The 15,405-nt window shown below is 62.2% G+C and carries 13 protein-coding genes; 5 read left to right on the plus strand and 8 right to left on the minus strand.

Annotation, left to right across the window (positions count from 1 at the left end; translation table 11 throughout):
• Nucleotides 1–14 precede the first annotated feature (14 nt).
• The 6 genes from melA (JOH52_RS22555) to melA (JOH52_RS22580) all read right to left on the minus strand — a co-directional run bounded on the left by melA (JOH52_RS22555) (nt 15) and on the right by melA (JOH52_RS22580) (nt 9,188).
• Nucleotides 15–1,388: an alpha-glucosidase/alpha-galactosidase gene (gene melA / locus JOH52_RS22555; RefSeq protein WP_014530062.1), complete on the minus strand. Its 1,374-nt coding sequence runs from the start codon at nt 1,386–1,388 to the stop codon at nt 15–17.
• 20 nt (nt 1,389–1,408) lie between these two features.
• A complete protein-coding gene (locus JOH52_RS22560) occupies nt 1,409–3,079 on the minus strand; it encodes an ABC transporter ATP-binding protein (protein ID WP_107010454.1) in 1,671 nt (556 codons plus the stop codon).
• A gap of 11 nt (nt 3,080–3,090) precedes the next feature.
• Nucleotides 3,091–4,218 (minus strand): ABC transporter permease, encoded by a 1,128-nt coding sequence (locus tag JOH52_RS22565; RefSeq protein WP_107010455.1) that lies wholly within the window; start codon nt 4,216–4,218, stop codon nt 3,091–3,093.
• A complete protein-coding gene (locus JOH52_RS22570; protein WP_003527990.1) occupies nt 4,215–5,228 on the minus strand; it encodes an ABC transporter permease in 1,014 nt (337 codons plus the stop codon). The genes JOH52_RS22565 and JOH52_RS22570 overlap by 4 nt, the downstream gene beginning before the upstream one ends.
• A gap of 115 nt (nt 5,229–5,343) precedes the next feature.
• Nucleotides 5,344–7,425 carry an ABC transporter substrate-binding protein gene (locus tag JOH52_RS22575; RefSeq protein WP_107010456.1) on the minus strand — a complete coding sequence of 694 codons (2,082 nt, stop codon included), beginning with the start codon at nt 7,423–7,425 and terminating at the stop codon, nt 5,344–5,346.
• 290 nt (nt 7,426–7,715) lie between these two features.
• On the minus strand, nt 7,716–9,188 hold the full coding sequence (gene melA / locus JOH52_RS22580; RefSeq protein WP_003527988.1) for an alpha-glucosidase/alpha-galactosidase: 1,473 nt from the start codon (nt 9,186–9,188) through the stop codon (nt 7,716–7,718).
• A gap of 195 nt (nt 9,189–9,383) precedes the next feature.
• On the opposite strand from melA (JOH52_RS22580), the gene JOH52_RS22585 reads away from it, so the two are divergent.
• Together JOH52_RS22585 and JOH52_RS22590 are read left to right on the plus strand one after the other, a co-directional pair.
• The gene (locus tag JOH52_RS22585) at nt 9,384–10,325 is read left to right on the plus strand and encodes an AraC family transcriptional regulator (protein ID WP_014530061.1); all 942 of its coding nucleotides are present in this window, start codon (nt 9,384–9,386) and stop codon (nt 10,323–10,325) included.
• A gap of 70 nt (nt 10,326–10,395) precedes the next feature.
• Complete coding sequence (locus tag JOH52_RS22590; protein ID WP_003527984.1) at nt 10,396–11,475, plus strand: LacI family DNA-binding transcriptional regulator; 1,080 nt, start codon at nt 10,396–10,398, stop codon at nt 11,473–11,475.
• Here the strand turns inward: JOH52_RS22590 and JOH52_RS22595 are convergent.
• Together JOH52_RS22595 and JOH52_RS22600 are read right to left on the minus strand one after the other, a co-directional pair.
• Nucleotides 11,458–11,871, minus strand: coding sequence for a type II toxin-antitoxin system VapC family toxin (locus JOH52_RS22595; protein ID WP_017272516.1), 414 nt, complete (start codon nt 11,869–11,871; stop codon nt 11,458–11,460). The genes JOH52_RS22590 and JOH52_RS22595 overlap by 18 nt on opposite strands.
• Nucleotides 11,868–12,116 (minus strand): type II toxin-antitoxin system VapB family antitoxin, encoded by a 249-nt coding sequence (locus JOH52_RS22600; RefSeq protein ID WP_003527982.1) that lies wholly within the window; start codon nt 12,114–12,116, stop codon nt 11,868–11,870. Before JOH52_RS22600 ends, JOH52_RS22595 begins: the two co-directional genes overlap by 4 nt.
• Nucleotides 12,117–12,323: 207 nt before the next feature.
• On the opposite strand from JOH52_RS22600, the gene JOH52_RS22605 reads away from it, so the two are divergent.
• The 3 genes from JOH52_RS22605 (at nt 12,324) to JOH52_RS22615 (ending at nt 15,403) form a co-directional block, all read left to right on the plus strand.
• The gene (locus JOH52_RS22605) at nt 12,324–13,598 is read left to right on the plus strand and encodes an ABC transporter substrate-binding protein (RefSeq protein ID WP_003527981.1); all 1,275 of its coding nucleotides are present in this window, start codon (nt 12,324–12,326) and stop codon (nt 13,596–13,598) included.
• A 93-nt stretch (nt 13,599–13,691) separates the two neighbouring features.
• Nucleotides 13,692–14,588 (plus strand): carbohydrate ABC transporter permease, encoded by an 897-nt coding sequence (locus JOH52_RS22610; RefSeq protein ID WP_014530060.1) that lies wholly within the window; start codon nt 13,692–13,694, stop codon nt 14,586–14,588.
• Nucleotides 14,585–15,403: a carbohydrate ABC transporter permease gene (locus JOH52_RS22615; protein ID WP_107010457.1), complete on the plus strand. Its 819-nt coding sequence runs from the start codon at nt 14,585–14,587 to the stop codon at nt 15,401–15,403. Before JOH52_RS22610 ends, JOH52_RS22615 begins: the two co-directional genes overlap by 4 nt.
• The last annotated feature ends 2 nt before the right edge of the window (nt 15,404–15,405 follow it).

The following is a 15,405-nucleotide window of genomic DNA, read 5'->3' on the forward strand; positions in this document are numbered from 1 at the left end:
ACCGGGAGAAGAAGTCAGGCGGCCGCTACCTTCTTCGTCACACGGGCCCATTCCGGAATCCAGTCACGGTGCGCCGCGAGCAGATCGTCCACGAGCGACCAGATCTGGTCGAGATCGAGCTCGGCGGCGGTATGCGGATCCATCATCGCCGCGTGATAGAGGTGCTCGCGGTTCTCGGTGACGAGCGCCTGGACAGTCAACTCCTGGACGTTGATGTTGGTGCGAATCAGGGCCGTGAGCTGCGGCGGCAGGGCGCCGATATAGGTCGGTTGGATGCCGGATGAATCGACGAGGCAGGGCACTTCCGCCGCACAGTTTTCCGGCAGCGAGGTGATGCAGCCATTGTTCCTGAGGTTGCCGTAGATGACCGAAGGTTCGCCGGTCCAGACCGAATTCATGATCGAGGAGGCATATTCGCGGCTCTCCGCGACTTCGATCGTCTCCGCCTCCTTGAAGGCGGCCGCCTGCCCCTTCCAGCGCTCGATCTGCTCGACGCAGCGCTTCGGATATTCATCGAGCGGAACGCCGAATTTCTCGATCAGATCGGGGCGCCCGTCCTTGATGAAGTAGGGCGTGTACTCGGCGAAATGCTCCGAGCTCTCGGTGACGAAATAACCGAGCCGCGTCAGCATCTCGTAGCGAACCTTGTTGGGGCAGCGCGGGTTCCAGTGGCTGGGCTTGGGGAAGCGGCCCTCGCGGTAGCCGCGGATCAGGTCCGGATAGAGATCGCGATAGCTGCCGTCCTTCTGGCGGTGCTCGAACTTGAGATAAAACGCCATGTGGTTGATGCCGGCGGCGCGGTAGCGGATTTCTTCGAGTGGAATGTCGAGGTCCCGGGCAAGCTCGAAGGCCGTGCCCTGCACCGAATGGCAGAGGCCCACCTGCTTGATCGCCGGATATTTCTCGGCGATCGCCCAGGTGTTTATCGCCATGGGATTCACATATTGCAGAAGGATCGCCTCGGGGCAGACCTCGAGCATGTCCTCGCAGATTTTCCAGAGATGCGGCACGGTGCGGAGCCCGCGCATGATGCCGCCGACGCCCAGCGTGTCGGCGATCGTCTGACGCAGCCCGTATTTCTTAGGCACTTCGAAGTCGGTGACCGTGCAGGGCTCGTAACCGCCGATCTGGAAGGCGACGACGACGAAGTCCGCTCCTTCCAGAGCCTTGCGCTGGTTCGAATGGGTTTCGATCCTGGCATCGGCGCCAAGTGTGCGCGCCAGTTTGCCGGCGACGATCTCGCTTTCGGCGAGCCGCTCGGGGTTGACGTCCATCAGGGCGATACTCGCGGCCGAAAGCGCCGGGCGCTGCAATATGTCGCCGATGATGTTTTTCATGAAAACGGTGGAACCGGCACCGATGAAAGTAATCCTGGGTTGTCTCGTCATGGGATAGCCTCTGTTTGAACTCACGCGGCCACTTCGAAGGCGGCCTTTACCAGCCGCTCCGTGTAGGCAGTCTTGGGATTGTTGAGGATTTCGCTCACCGGCCCCTCTTCGACGATCTTGCCGTCCTGCATGACGACCACGCGGTGGCAGAGCGCGCGCACGACTTTCAGGTCGTGGGAGATGAAGAGATAGCTCAGGCCGCGCTCGTCCTGCAGCCGGCGCAGGAGTTCGATGATCTGCGCCTGCACCGAGAGGTCGAGCGCCGAGGTCGGCTCGTCGAGCAGGATGAATTCCGGTTCCAGCGCGACGGCGCGGGCGATCGCGATGCGCTGGCGCTGGCCACCGGAAAATTCGTGCGGGAAGCGCGAAAGGATGTTCGACGGCATGCCGGCGCTGACAAGCGCGTCCTCCACCCGCTTCAGCCTGTCCTTTCGGTTTTCGCCGATGCCGTTGACGATCAGACCCTCCTCTATGATCTGGCCGACCGACATTCGCGGGTTGAGCGAGGAGAAGGGATCCTGAAAGACGATCTGGATCTTCGAACGAAGCGGCCGCATGCCCTTGCGGTCCTTGTCATGGATCGGCTCGCCTTCGAAATAGATCTCGCCGCCATCGGTGTTGAGAAGCCGGATCAGCGCCTGGCCGAAAGTGGTCTTGCCGGAACCGGACTCGCCGACGAGGCCGAGCGTCTCGTGCCGGCGAAGATTGAGGCTGAGCCCGTCGACCGCGACGAGTTCCTTGAATTCCGGCCTGAAGAACCCGCCCTTCTTCAAGGTGAAGGAGACGCGGACATTGCGGCCGTCGAGCAGGATCGGCGCGTCGTCCGGCAGCGGATTGGCCGAACCGGAGGGTTCGGAGGAAAGCAGCCGCCGCGTATAGACGTGCTGCGGATCGGCAAACAGCGCCTCCGTCGTGTTGTGTTCCTTCACCTCGCCGAGCTGCATGACATAGACGTAATCGGAGAATTGGCGGACCACCGTCAGGTCATGCGTGATCAGGATCACCGCCATGCCGAGCTCCTGCTGCAGCTTGCGGATGAGGTTGAGTATCTGCGCCTGCACCGTTACGTCGAGCGCCGTCGTCGGCTCGTCGGCAATCAGCACGTCCGGATCGTTGGCAAGCGCCATTGCGATCATCGCGCGCTGGCGCTGGCCGCCGGAAAGCTGATGCGGATACTGGTTAAGGCGTGCTTCCGGGTCGGGGATCTGGACATGACGCAAGAGCTCCAGCGCCCGCTCGGCGGCGGCGCGCCGGCTGACGCGGCGATGCGCCCGGATCGCCTCGATGATCTGGCTGCCGATCGTGTAGACCGGGTTCAGCGAGCTCATCGGCTCCTGGAAGATCATCGAGATGCGATCGCCGCGCAGCGCCCGGCGCTCTCTCTTCGAGAATTTCAACACGTCCCTGCCGTCATATTCGATGCGCGCCTGCGGCGCGATCGTAGCGCGCTTCGACAGAAGCCCCATGACGGTGCGCGCGGTCACCGACTTGCCGGAGCCGGATTCGCCAACGATCGCCACCGTCTCGCCGCGGTAAAGCTGGAAGGAAACATCCTTCACCGCCTGGACCGTGCCGTTCTCGACCTTGAAGGATACCGCCACCTTTCGGGCATCGATCACCGGCCTCGCATCCTTCATATCGCGGTCGCGCCGTTCCTCGGGTGCCGGGACAATGCTTTCGATCGTTACCATCGGCATGCTCCTCAATAGGGGTCGATTGCGTCGCGCAGGCCGTCGCCCAGCGCATTGAAGGCGAAAACGGTGACGAGCACGAAGGCGACGGGCGAGAGAATCCAGGGATAGGAACCAATCGCGGAATAATTCGCCGTGTCCTGCAGCATCAGCCCCCAGGAGATCAGCGGCGGCTTGACCGCAAAGCCGAGGAAACTGAGGAAAGACTCGAGCAGCACCACATGCGGGATGGCGAGCGTCACCGCGACGATGACGTGGCTCATCACATTCGGGAAGATGTGCTGGAATATGATGCGCCGGTCCGTCGCGCCGATGGCGATCGCCGCCCGCACATATTCGATCCGCGCAAGCGCCAGGGTCTTGCCGCGCACCTCGCGCGACATCTGCGCCCAGCCGAGCGCCGACATCACGATGATGACGAAGGCGAGGAAGACATTGGTCGGCGCGGTGACCGGGATCAGCGAGGCGAGCGCCAGATAGAGCGGCAATTGCGGGAAGGCGAGCACAAGTTCGACGAAACGCTGCACCCAGGCATCGAAGCGCCCGCCGAAATAGCCGGACACCATGCCGACGGTGGTCCCGACCACGGTGACGATGAAGACGACGGTGAGCGCGATCATCAGCGAGATGCGCGAGCCGTAGAGGATGCGGGACAGCACGTCGCGGCCGAACTTGTCGGTGCCGAGCAGATGCACCGGCGTACCGTCGACGGCACCGAACAGATGCCGCTCGGCCGGGATCAGCCCGAAGAGCCTGTAGGGTGCGCCCTTGACGAAGAAGCCGAGGACCTGCGGGTTGTCGTAATCCGGTCCGATGATCGGCTGGAAGGTAACGGGATCGAGCTCCTCCGTCTCCCGCACCGGATAGCTCCTCGGCGGAAAGACGAAATTACCCTCCTTGTCCCGGAAGCTGATCGTCTGCGGCTGAGCGAAGGCTACGTCCGTCGCCTTCGGATCGACGGGCGACAGGAACTCGGCGAAGACCGCCATCAGGATCAGGAGGCAGACGAGGACAAGGCCGAGCAGGCCGGTCCAGGAACGCTTCAACCGGCGCCAGACGAGAGCGGAGTAGCTCTCGTGGTGGTGCTTTTCCTCGGGCTCGATCGCCACCGGAAGAGTGCTTTCGGCTTCGATGGTCATGCGTATACCCCCCCTCCCATGCGCACGCGCGGATCGAGCGCGGCGAGCATCATGTCGGCGATGATGTTGCCGACGATCAGCGTTGCGGAGAGGACCAGCATGAAGGTCGCCGTCACATAGACGTCGCCCACCCACATGGAGCCGACGATCGCCGGCCCGACGGTCGGCAGCGCGAAGATGATCGCCGTCTCGATCTCGCCGGTCAGCATGTAGGGAAGCACGACGCCCTGATACATGATCAGCGGGTGCAAAGCGTTCGGCACCGCATGGCGCATGACGACCGCGCCCTCGCTCAGGCCCTTGGCGCGTGCCGTTTCGACATATTGCGCGTTCAGCGTATCGAGGAGGTTGCCGCGCATCACCCGCATATTGTAGGCGAGCCCGCCGAAGGTGGCGATCGCCACGACCGGCCAGACATGCTTGATGAGGTCGACGAACTTGTCCCAGGACCAGGGCGCCCCGCCGTAGCGGGCGGAATGGAAGCTGTTGATCTCGCTCACATTGAAATGGAAGACGAGGATATAGACGATGATCAGCGCCATGAGGAAGCGCGGCACCGTCATACCGAGAAAGGATACCGTCGAAAGCAGGCTGTCGATCCAGGAATATTGCCGCGTCGCCGCGATGATCCCGAAAGCGATGCCGATCACCGACGCCAGAATGTGGCATACGAGCGCCAACGCCAGCGTTCGCGGCAGGCGCTCGCCGACCACGTCGGCTACCGGCTTGTTGTAGTAGAGGCTGTGGCCGAAATCGCCGCGCGTCACGATGCCCGTTATCCAGTTGACGTACTGGATCGGCAGCGGCTTATCGAGGCCATGCTCCTTGCGATAGGCCTGCGCCTGGGCATCCGCCTCCTCGAAAGAGGCGCCGCCCTGATTGATGAGCTGCGAGCGGATGTAGTCGCTGTAATCTCCCGGCGGTGCCTGGATGATGCCGAAGGTCACCACGCTCAGGACGAGCAGCACCGGAATGGCAGAGGCTATTCGGACAAGCAGAAATCTGAACATGCCGTTTCCTTCTGTCTCGAGTTCCGCGAGAGCCATGCCTGCATCGGCTCGCGGCGGCGTGAAGGGCTTGCACCCTCGCCGGCTCCTTTCCGGAGCCGGCGGAGGCGGTTCAGCTTCAGTTGATCGGGCCGCTTTCACCGGGCTTGCCGGGAAGCTGCTCGGGATAGAGTTCGTAGTCGCCCTGCTTGTCGGCGGCAACGAAGACCCGTTCGCGGATGATCGTGTCTTCCGCCCAGTTGAACATGAAGATCGGCGCGCCCGGAGGAATGTTCGAGAAGCGCTTGTTGATGATCAGCGCGCCCGGATACTCCGTCAGGCCGACGGTATCGACATTGGTGGTGGCCACCTTCTGGTACTGCTTCATCAGCTCCGTTCGCTCGTCATTGTCGTTGCTGGCGATAAACTTGTTGACGATGTCGACGAGCTCCTGTTCGTGGGGCATGACATCGACTTCGCCGCCTTCCGGAGCGCGGTGATGCCAGCTGGTGCGGGGGCCGGTCGGGGCGAGCTGAGGCGTGTTCTGCACCACGGATGCAAATTCCGCCGTGTTGCGATGAATCATCCAGTCGAAGCGGCCGGCATAATTGGCGGCGTCCCGCTGCTTGCCGTCGAGCGCATTGAGGACGACCCGGAGCCCGAGCTTCTCCATCTGCCCGACCATGCCTTCGGCAAGATTGCGGTCGGTGCTGTAGTCGGAATTGACGAGCAGCACGATTTCGACGTCGCGGCCGCCAAGCTTGCCGGCCGGGAAATTGACGAAGCCGTTGCCGTCCGTGTCCTTGAGCCCCACCTTTTCGAGAAGCACCTTGGCGCCTTCGAGATCGTGGGGGTAGTAGATGGTGGAGTTCCGGTCGTAGAAGCTCGTGCCGGAAGAAAGCCCGCCCGGATAGATCGCCGTGAAGGGACCCTTCACCAGGGCTTCGCCAAGCTTCTTGCGGTCGACCGCCATCGTGACGGCCTTGCGGAAGTCCAGATTGCGGTTGAGCTCCCGCACCGCCTTCGCGCGTTCGTCCGGGTCTCCCCAGCCATTGCCGGAGAAGTTCATGTGCATGTTGTAGCCGATGACGCGCGGGCCGAAGGCAAGTCGCGCCGGGGCGCTCTCATTGGCGGCGCGCTTCAGCGACTCCACGAAGTTTTCCGGCTGTTCGAGGTTCGAGATATCGCCCGAACCCGCGATCGCCTGCACGTCGCGGTCGGCCCAGGTCGAGAGCTTGTAGTGGAGCTCGTTGAGGTAGGGCAACTGATTGCCGGCCTCGTCGACCTTCCAGTAATAAGGATTGCGGCGCAGCACGATAATGTCGTCAGGACGATAGGCGACCGGCACCCATGCACCCATCACCGGAAGGTTCATATATTCGGCGGGGAAGCCGTTCTTGTATTCGTTATAGGTCGTGCCGGCATATTTCGGATGCTTGGTCTTGAGGATATGCGACGGGCCGGGGCAGAAGGTACCGTAGGCCATTGCGAAAAGATGCTGGCGCGGGAAGGCCTCCTTGAAGGTCCATTCGACCGTATACTGGTCGATCTTCTTGAGCGTCGTGCCCTCGCCGAAGGTTTCGGGCGTCGCGCCGTTCAACGGCGAAACGCTCGAGTCGAGGACATTGTCCTCCCAGTAGAACATGACGTCATCGGCGTCGAAGGGATCGCCGTCCGACCATTTCGCGCCCTCGATCAGATGCATGGTCAGCTTGCGGCCGTCCTCCGACCAGTCCCAGCTTTTCGCCAGATTCGGCAGCGGCTCCATATCGTCCGCCTCGACCTGGAAGAGCGGCGCGGTGCGCGTCAGGCACTCGAACATGCCGATGTCGATGCCGCCCCATCCTTGAGTCTGGCCGGCGCTGTAGTTCCAGCCTTCCGGCCGGCCGCCAATGACGTGGCGCATGACATCGCCATAGACGCCCATGCCGTCCGGCATGTTGCCGGCCTTGAAAACCATCGGCTCCTTCGGAAGCCGCTCGGCCATCGGCGGCAGCTTGCCGGCCTTGACGAATTTCTCCGTGACCCATTCGGGCTCCCTGTATTCGGGCAGCGCCTTGAACTCGAGAATGGAATCGCGCGACACATAGGTGATCTTGCCCTGTGCCGGAAAGGGCGGCTGCTCGGGCACCACGGTCGGCTCGGATGCGAAGGCCTGCACGGCAAAGGCGGATATGCCGATCAGCAGGCTCGCGGTCATATTCAGTCGATGCGTTTTCATTGTCCCAGGTTCTCCCTCCTGTCTTCGCCAAGCCGGGGCGGCCGGCGCTCCTCTTCCTTCGTGGCACCCGCGTCTCCTCACGCAGGTGACCTCGCGCGTCATCTCAATTTGCGGGCGATTTGCCCTGCTATCCGCCCCGACCGGGGATTGCCCCTCATCCGGCCTGCCGGCCACCTTCTCCCCGCCAGCGGGGAGAAGGAGACTCGCAGCGCCCGCCTAAGTCCCCCTCTCCCCGCCTGCGGGGAGAGGGTTAGGGTGAGGGGCAATTCCGGGCAGAGGTAGCCACTCTTCTACCCCGCAGCGCGCAGCTTCGCCGCTTCCTTCTCCGCGCGGATCTCCTCGATCGAGCGCACCTCGCGACGCGCGGCGCCCTTCCACTCCCGGGTGGCGACCGTGGCGCGGGCGAGCCTTTCCTTGGCCGCGTCGATTGCATGGGCATATTGCGGCAGCCATTTGGCCTGCGCGACCACCATTTCGTCGACCATCTGCCAGACTTCCTCCGGCGTGCAGATGGCGCCGACCAGCGGGTCGTGCAGCACGGCGAGCTTCAGGAGATCGATGTCGCCGGTGATCGCCGCATGAACGGACATGCGCTGGACGTTGACCGACGAGATGCAGGTGGCCGCACAGGCCTCCGGCAACGTGATGCCTGCCACCATGTTGATGCCGAACCGATCGACGAAGCCGGGGGATTCGATGATCGCATCTGCCGGCAGGTTGGTGATCACGCCGTTGTTCTTAACGTTGAAGTGGCCGCGATAGACCCGACCCGTCTCGAGCGCTTCGAGGATGCGGCTCGCATGTTCGTTCGAGCGCCTGATCGTTTCCAGCGGCCGGCCCGCCTCTTCGAGGAAGCGCGGATATTCGGTCTCGAACCAGTTGCGGGTCTCGGTCGAATAGCGGAGATACCCGCCGGTCTCCCCGTGGATCCAGTCCGACATGTCGATCCACCTGGAGATCTCGTCCGGACGCTTGCGGTACCAGGGCAGGTATTCGGACAGATGTCCGTTGCTTTCGGTCGAATAGACGCCGAAGCGCTTCAATACGTCGATCCGGAGCTTCTCCTGCTTGGAAAAGACGGGATGTGCCTCGAAGGCGGCGACGAGTTCGTCCTTGCCGACCTTGCGGCCGTTGAGACGGACATCGACGAACCATGTCTGGTGGTTGATGCCGGAGCAGATGTAGTCGAGCTCCCCGTCCCTGGCGCCGAGAATCTCGGCGATCTGCTCGGCCCCGTGCTGGACGCCGTGGCAGAGACCGACCGTGTCGACCTTGCCGTATTCGATCGCCGCCCAGGTGTTCATCGCCATCGGGTTGGCATAGTTGAGGAACTTGGCGCCGGGCTCAGCCACCTCGCGGATGTCCTTGCAGAAATCCAGGATCACCGGAATGTTGCGCTGGCCGTAGAGGATGCCGCCGGCGCAGATCGTGTCGCCGACGCATTGGTCGACGCCGTACTTCAATGGAATGCGAATATCGTCGGCATAGGCCTCGAGGCCGCCGACGCGCACGCAGCTGATGATGTAGCGCGCACCTTCCAGCGCCTTGCGGCGGTCGGTCGTCGCCGTCACCCGCGTGGGCAGTTCGTTCGCCTCGACGATCCGGTCGAGGATAGACTTGATCATGGCGAGGTTGTGCTCGCTCAGATCCGTCAACGCGAACTCGACGTCCCGGAGCTCCGGCACGGAAAGAATGTCGGTGAAGAGCTTCTTGGTGAAGCCGATGCTGCCGGCGCCGATGATGGCGATCTTGAAGCTGGCCATGGCCGTGCTATTCCTCCTCAGACTGCGACCTACGCGCTAAAAGGGTAAAATCAGTTCATTGGCCTGACCGGGATCGGCAATGCGGCATCCTCCTCGCCAACCCCTCGTCAAACGCCGCGATAACCGTATGTCTTGCGCGATCTGGGGGCATTATGTGTATAATCGGGTGCGCGACTAGAGAGGTATTGTGCTTTCATGGGTAATTCTGTGCTGCGGCAACTGATCGATCGGGGACCGGCGATGCGGACGGTCTCACTGCCGCGGGGACGCCAGAGCCTGCACACGATGCCGACAAGTACCGGCTACGAGATCAGGACCGATGCAAGCTACGATTGGGACGGCCGCAAGCGCGGTCAGACGCCCTTCACCGTCCTGCAGCACACGATCGGCGGCGCCGGCAACCTGCGATATGAAAACCGCACCCACCGCGTGCGTCCGGGCGAGACGCTGCTCCTGCTCGTCCCCCACAATCACCGCTATTGGCTGGAGGAAGGCGGGCGCTGGGAATTCTTCTGGATCTCCATGAACGGCGAGGAAGCGCTGAGGATCCACCGCGCCATTCTCGCCGTCACCGGTCCCATCATAAGGTTGCAGCCGGATACCGTGGAACATCTTGCCGACTGCAGCCTGCGCCTCATCGCCGGCGGCGAGACACCGGGCAGCGCCTCGGCGATCGCCTATGAGGCGGCGATGGCGCTCTATGACGATGTCTTCGGATCGCATCCGGTCCTTAGTGAAGAATACCGGAAGATGCAGCACGTGATCGATCACATCCTGGGCAATCTCGGCAAGCCACTTCCGGTCGAGGAGCTCGCGCGCATTTCGGGCCTGAGCCGCGCCCATTTCTCCCGGGCCTTCGCCGCCAGCGAAGGCATGCCGCCGGCGGAATTCGTGCTGCAGAAGCGCCTGCAGAGGGCCGTAAAGCTGCTGACCAAGACCGCGGATCTGCCGGTCAAGGAAGTCGCCATCCTGTCCGGCTTCGAGGACCCCAACTATTTCGCCAAGGTATTCCGCCGCGTCTTCGGCGCGAGCCCGACCGAGTTCCGCACCACCGGCATGTATGCGAGCGTACCTGCCACGGGCCGCAATGCGAGGACCAACGAATCCGTGACCACGTTGGCTGCGGCTTGCGATTGAAAAAGCCGCGATAAAAATTTACTAAACGGAGTACTCCAGCGCGGCACGGCAGAAGGACGGATGGAACCGAATGGTCACAATCAAGGAAATCGCGTCGGCCGTCGGCGTATCGTCGGCAACCGTCTCGCGCGTCCTCAACTACGATCCGACACTGTCTATCTCCACCAGGAAACGCCAGGCGATTATCGAAACGGCGGAAGCGCTCAACTATGCGACGCCACGCAATCGCAGTCGTGCCGCCGCACAAGCGGTCGGCGTCGGGCTGAAGATCGCGCTCGTGCACTTCCTCGATCCCGCCCAGGAACTCGCCGATCCCTATTATGTCGGCGTCCGGCTTGGCATCGAGAGCCGCTGCCAGGCGCTGAAGAGCGAAGTCGTCAAGGTCTTTCTCACCGGCAACCCTCCGGAAGCGACGATCCTGGAGGGCGCCTCGGGCGTGGTGGCCGTCGGCCACTATTACGGCGATGAGCTCGAATGGCTGCGCCGCCACAGCCGCCACCTCGTCTTTGCCGATTACGCACCCGCCGGAGACATGGAAGACACCGTGCTCAGCGACGTCTCGCTGGCGATGACCCGGCTCCTGGAGGCGGTGCATGCCATGGGCTACCGGCGCATCGGCTTCATCGGCTGGATCGACGCTTTCTACGGGCCCGACAACATCCATTCGGAGCGCCGTTGCCGCACCTATATCGACTGGATGACCAGGGCCGGGCTTTATGATCCGGAATTGTGCATGGTCGAGCCGATGACGCCGGACAGCGGCTACAAGCTTGCCAAGGCGATGCTGTCGAAGCCCAATCCGCCGAAGATCCTCATCACCTGCAACGACAATATGGCGCTCGGCGCCTACAGGGCCATCCACGAGACGGGGCTCAGGATTCCCGAAGATATCGCGGTCGCCAGCTTCAACGACATCCCGGTCGCGCAGTTTCTCGGGCCGCCGCTTTCCACGGTGAAGATCCCGGCGGAACTGATCGGCGAAACCGCCGTCGACCTGCTGCTCGAGCGGCTTTCGGGCCGCGAGGTCGCCAAGAAGGTGGTTTTCGGGACGGAAATCGTCTGGCGCGGCAGCACGCCGGCGCCGGCCGAGACCGCGAACAAGGCAGATGATATCGTATCGGCCGAGCCGGTTCTAAAAATCCCAGGGTGAAATCAATTCGAGCCCTGCCGTGGCGAAATCCGCCAGGTTGCGCGTGGCCAATCGCCCGCCGTTCACTCTGGCTATAGCGGCAATCATCCCATCCGGCGCCGACATGACGTGGCCGTGCCTCGATGCCGTACCCATGATTTCACCGTATTCCATCGCCGCTTCTTCCGTCAGACCGTATATCCGGTCGGCGAAGCGCTGCCGCCAACCATCGAGGCCAAGCTGCAGACGGCCGGCGCGCTGATCCGGCACAATTTTCTGGATGCCATAGGCGATTTCGGCGATCGTAACCGTCGGGAGTGCAAGCTCTGCATCATAGCGCACGAGCCAAGCGATGACGGCTTCGGAAGGTGTCTTGCGCAGCGTTTCCGAAATGACGTTGGTGTCTACGAAAATCAAAGGTCAGGACCCGGATGAGCCTTGCGGCTCTCTCTGATCACACCCTCGAGGTCGATGTCCGTGCCGCAACTCTCGAACAAGCGCGCATAGAAAGCACTCGCAGGCTCTCGGCCAGCTTCTCTGGTTTCATATAACTCAAGAGCACGCTCGACGATGTCAGCGATGGAGCGGTTCTCTCGCCGTGCAAGTCGGCGCGCCAGATCACGCGCTTTTGCACTTCGGACCGAAAGCTGTGGGGCACCCATGCCTCAATACTCCTTTCCCCCAATATAGGAGACGCATGCGATGCTAGCAAGATGGCTTGTGCAGGCTAGACGGCCGAAAGCGCCGTCGCCGCTCATAAAAACGAGGTAAAAATTTACTGAAAATAATTGCGTCTACCCGAGTTTTGAGAAATACTCCCGCCGGGACAGAGAGGACTGTCTCGGGGAACACGATTTCGGGAGGGAACAATGGACATTCAGACGCGTGCCTATCTGCCGCGTATCGCCGGGCTGGCTCTCGCGGGCGCAAGCTTCCTGGGGGTGACCGCGGCGCAGGCCAAGGAAATCACCATCTGGTGCTGGGACCCGAATTTCAACGTCGCGATCATGAAGGAGGCGGGCGCCCGCTATACGAAAACGCATCCGGACGTCACCTTCAACATCGTCGATTTCGCCAAGCTCGACGTCGAGCAGAAGCTGCAGACCGGGCTTTCGTCAGGCACCGCCGACGCGCTCCCCGACATCGTGCTCATCGAGGATTACGGCGCTCAGAAATATCTTCAATCCTTCCCGGGCGCCTTCGCGCCTCTGTCCGGCACCGTCGATTATTCGGGTTTCGCCCCCTACAAGGTCGAACTCATGACCCTCGACGGGCAGGTCTACGGAATGCCTTTCGATTCCGGCGTCACGGGTCTTTATTACCGCAAGGATTATCTGGAAGCCGCAGGCTTCAAGCCGGAAGACATGCAGGATCTCACCTGGGACCGCTTCATCGAGATCGGAAAGCAGGTCGAAGAGAAGACCGGCAAGAAGATGATGGGCCTCGACCCGAATGACGCCGGTCTCGTGCGCATCATCATGCAATCGGCCGGGCAATGGTATTTCGACAAGGAAGGCAAGCCGAACATAGCCGGCAATGCGGCGTTGAAGGCGGCGCTCGAAACCATCGGCAAGATCATGCAGGCGAATATCTACAAGCCCGCCAACGGCTGGTCCGACTGGGTGGGCACCTTTACCTCCGGCGACGTCGCGACCGTCGTCACGGGCGTCTGGATCACCGGCACCGTCAAGGCGCAGCCGGACCAGTCCGGCAACTGGGGAGTAGCACCCATCCCGGCGCTCTCGATCGAAGGCGCAACCCATGCCTCCAATCTCGGCGGCTCGAGCTGGTACGTGCTCGAAAGCTCCGAAGAAAAGGCGGAAGCCATCGACTTCCTGAACGAGATCTACGCCAAGGACATCGATTTCTATCAGAAGATCCTGCAGGACCGGGGTGCAGTCGGCTCGCTGCTCGCCGCCCGCGGCGGCGCAGCCTATGAGGCGGCCGACCCCTTCTTCGGCGGCGAGAAGGTCTGGCAGAACTTCTCCGACTGGCTGGCGAAAGTCCCCTCGGTCAATTACGGCATCTTCACCAACGAGGCGGATCTCGCCGTCACTGCGCAACTCCCGGCCGTGACGCAGGGAACGCCGGTCGACGAGGTGCTGCAGGCGATCGAGGCCGAGGTCAGCGCACAGATCCAGTGATGCGGTGGATGGCGGCGGGCATGCGCCCGCCGTTTCCGGCCGCGGCTCTTGCCGCGGCCAATTTCCGGCTGTCCGGCCTTCCAGGAGGGGAACATGGTTCGAGCGCGCCGCGGTATCGGCCGATATTACGACGTCAATGGCTGGCTGTTCGTCGCCCCGGCGCTGGGGCTGATCACCCTTTTCATGGTCTATCCCATCGCGTGGTCGCTCTGGATGTCGTTCCAGTCCGGCCGCGGCATGACGCTGAAGTTCGCGGGCTTCGCAAACATCGTTCGGCTCTGGAATGATCCGGTCTTCATCAAGGCGCTCACCAACACGATGACCTATTTCGTCGTGCAGGTGCCGATCATGATCCTGCTCGCGCTGATCCTGGCGTCGCTCCTCAACAATCCCCGGCTCGTCGGCCGAGGGGTTTTCCGCACGGCGATCTTCCTGCCCTGCGTCAGTTCGCTGGTCGCCTATTCGGTGCTCTTCAAGGGCATGTTCGCAACCGACGGGATCGTCAATTCGACGCTCCAGGCGATCGGTCTCGCCGCCTCGCCCATTCCGTGGCTGACGCATCCCTTCTGGGCGAAGGTTCTCGTCATTCTTGCCATCACCTGGCGCTGGACCGGCTACAACATGATCTTCTATCTTGCGGCACTTCAGAACATCGACAAGTCAATCTACGAGGTGGCGCGCATCGACGGCGTTCCGGCCTGGGCGCGCTTCACCCACCTCACCATCCCTCTGCTGAAGCCGGTCATCCTCTTCACGACAGTCATTTCGACGATCGGCACGCTGCAGCTTTTCGACGAGGTCTATAACCTGACCGAGGGCAAGGGCGGCCCGTCCAATGCCACGCTCACCCTGTCGCTCTACATCTACAACCTGACCTTCCGCTTCATGCCGAACCTGGGTTATGCGGCGACGGTCTCCTATGTCATCGTCGTCCTCGTCGCGCTCCTCGCCTTCGTGCAGTTCTTCGCAGCAAGGGAGCGTGACCGATGAACGGATTTGGACGTTTCGCGGCGATGGCAGCCACCTATGGCTTCCTCGGCCTGATGGCCTTCCTCTCCGTCTTTCCGTTCATCTGGATGGTGCTCGGCGCAACCAATTCGTCGATCGACATCATCAAGGGCAAGCTCCTGCCGGGCGCAGCCTTTGCAACCAATGTCGCCAACTTCTTCACGCTGGTGAACGTGCCGCTCGTCTTCTGGAACTCGGCCAAGATCGCGATCGTTGCGACCGTGCTCACGCTCGCCGTCTCCTCGCTCGCCGGTTACGGTTTCGAGATGTTCCGCTCGCGAAGACGCGAGCGCGTCTACCGGGCGATGCTGCTGACCCTGATGATCCCCTTCGCCGCGCTGATGATCCCGCTCTTCGTCATGATGGGGAAGGCAGGTCTCATCAACACGCATCTCGCCGTCGTCCTGCCCTCGATCGGCTCCGCCTTCGTGATCTTCTATTTCCGGCAGAGCACCAAGGCCTTCCCGTCCGAGCTGCGCGACGCGGCCAAGGTCGACGGGCTCAAGGAATGGCAGATATTCCTATTCATCTACGTGCCGGTCGTGCGTTCGACCTATGCGGCCGCCTTCGTCATCGTCTTCATGACCGCATGGAACAACTATCTCTGGCCGCTGATCGTGCTCCAGACCAATGAGACCAAGACGATCACGCTGGTCATCTCGTCGCTCGCCTCCGCCTACTACCCCGATTACGGCGTGGTCATGGTCGGGACGATTCTCGCGACACTGCCGACGCTTGCCGTTTTCTTCTTCATGCAACGCCAGTTCGTCCAGGGCATGCTGGGCTCAGTCAAATAGGA

This window comes from Sinorhizobium meliloti (assembly GCF_017876815.1).
Taxonomy (GTDB): domain Bacteria; phylum Pseudomonadota; class Alphaproteobacteria; order Rhizobiales; family Rhizobiaceae; genus Sinorhizobium; species Sinorhizobium meliloti.

What these genes read in the sequence shown, in the direction of transcription:
- melA (WP_003527988.1), bottom strand. Translation starts at nt 9,188, where the DNA reads ATGGCCAGCTTCAAGATCGCCATCATCGGCGCCGGCAGCATCGGCTTC.
- JOH52_RS22610 (WP_014530060.1), top strand. Translation starts at nt 13,692, where the DNA reads ATGGTTCGAGCGCGCCGCGGTATCGGCCGATATTACGACGTCAATGGC.
- JOH52_RS22570 (WP_003527990.1), bottom strand. Translation starts at nt 5,228, where the DNA reads ATGTTCAGATTTCTGCTTGTCCGAATAGCCTCTGCCATTCCGGTGCTG.
- JOH52_RS22560 (WP_107010454.1), bottom strand. Translation starts at nt 3,079, where the DNA reads ATGGTAACGATCGAAAGCATTGTCCCGGCACCCGAGGAACGGCGCGAC.
- JOH52_RS22605 (WP_003527981.1), top strand. Translation starts at nt 12,324, where the DNA reads ATGGACATTCAGACGCGTGCCTATCTGCCGCGTATCGCCGGGCTGGCT.
- JOH52_RS22600 (WP_003527982.1), bottom strand. Translation starts at nt 12,116, where the DNA reads ATGGGTGCCCCACAGCTTTCGGTCCGAAGTGCAAAAGCGCGTGATCTG.
- JOH52_RS22575 (WP_107010456.1), bottom strand. Translation starts at nt 7,425, where the DNA reads ATGAAAACGCATCGACTGAATATGACCGCGAGCCTGCTGATCGGCATA.
- JOH52_RS22590 (WP_003527984.1), top strand. Translation starts at nt 10,396, where the DNA reads ATGGTCACAATCAAGGAAATCGCGTCGGCCGTCGGCGTATCGTCGGCA.
- JOH52_RS22585 (WP_014530061.1), top strand. Translation starts at nt 9,384, where the DNA reads ATGGGTAATTCTGTGCTGCGGCAACTGATCGATCGGGGACCGGCGATG.
- melA (WP_014530062.1), bottom strand. Translation starts at nt 1,388, where the DNA reads ATGACGAGACAACCCAGGATTACTTTCATCGGTGCCGGTTCCACCGTT.
- JOH52_RS22615 (WP_107010457.1), top strand. Translation starts at nt 14,585, where the DNA reads ATGAACGGATTTGGACGTTTCGCGGCGATGGCAGCCACCTATGGCTTC.
- JOH52_RS22565 (WP_107010455.1), bottom strand. Translation starts at nt 4,218, where the DNA reads ATGACCATCGAAGCCGAAAGCACTCTTCCGGTGGCGATCGAGCCCGAG.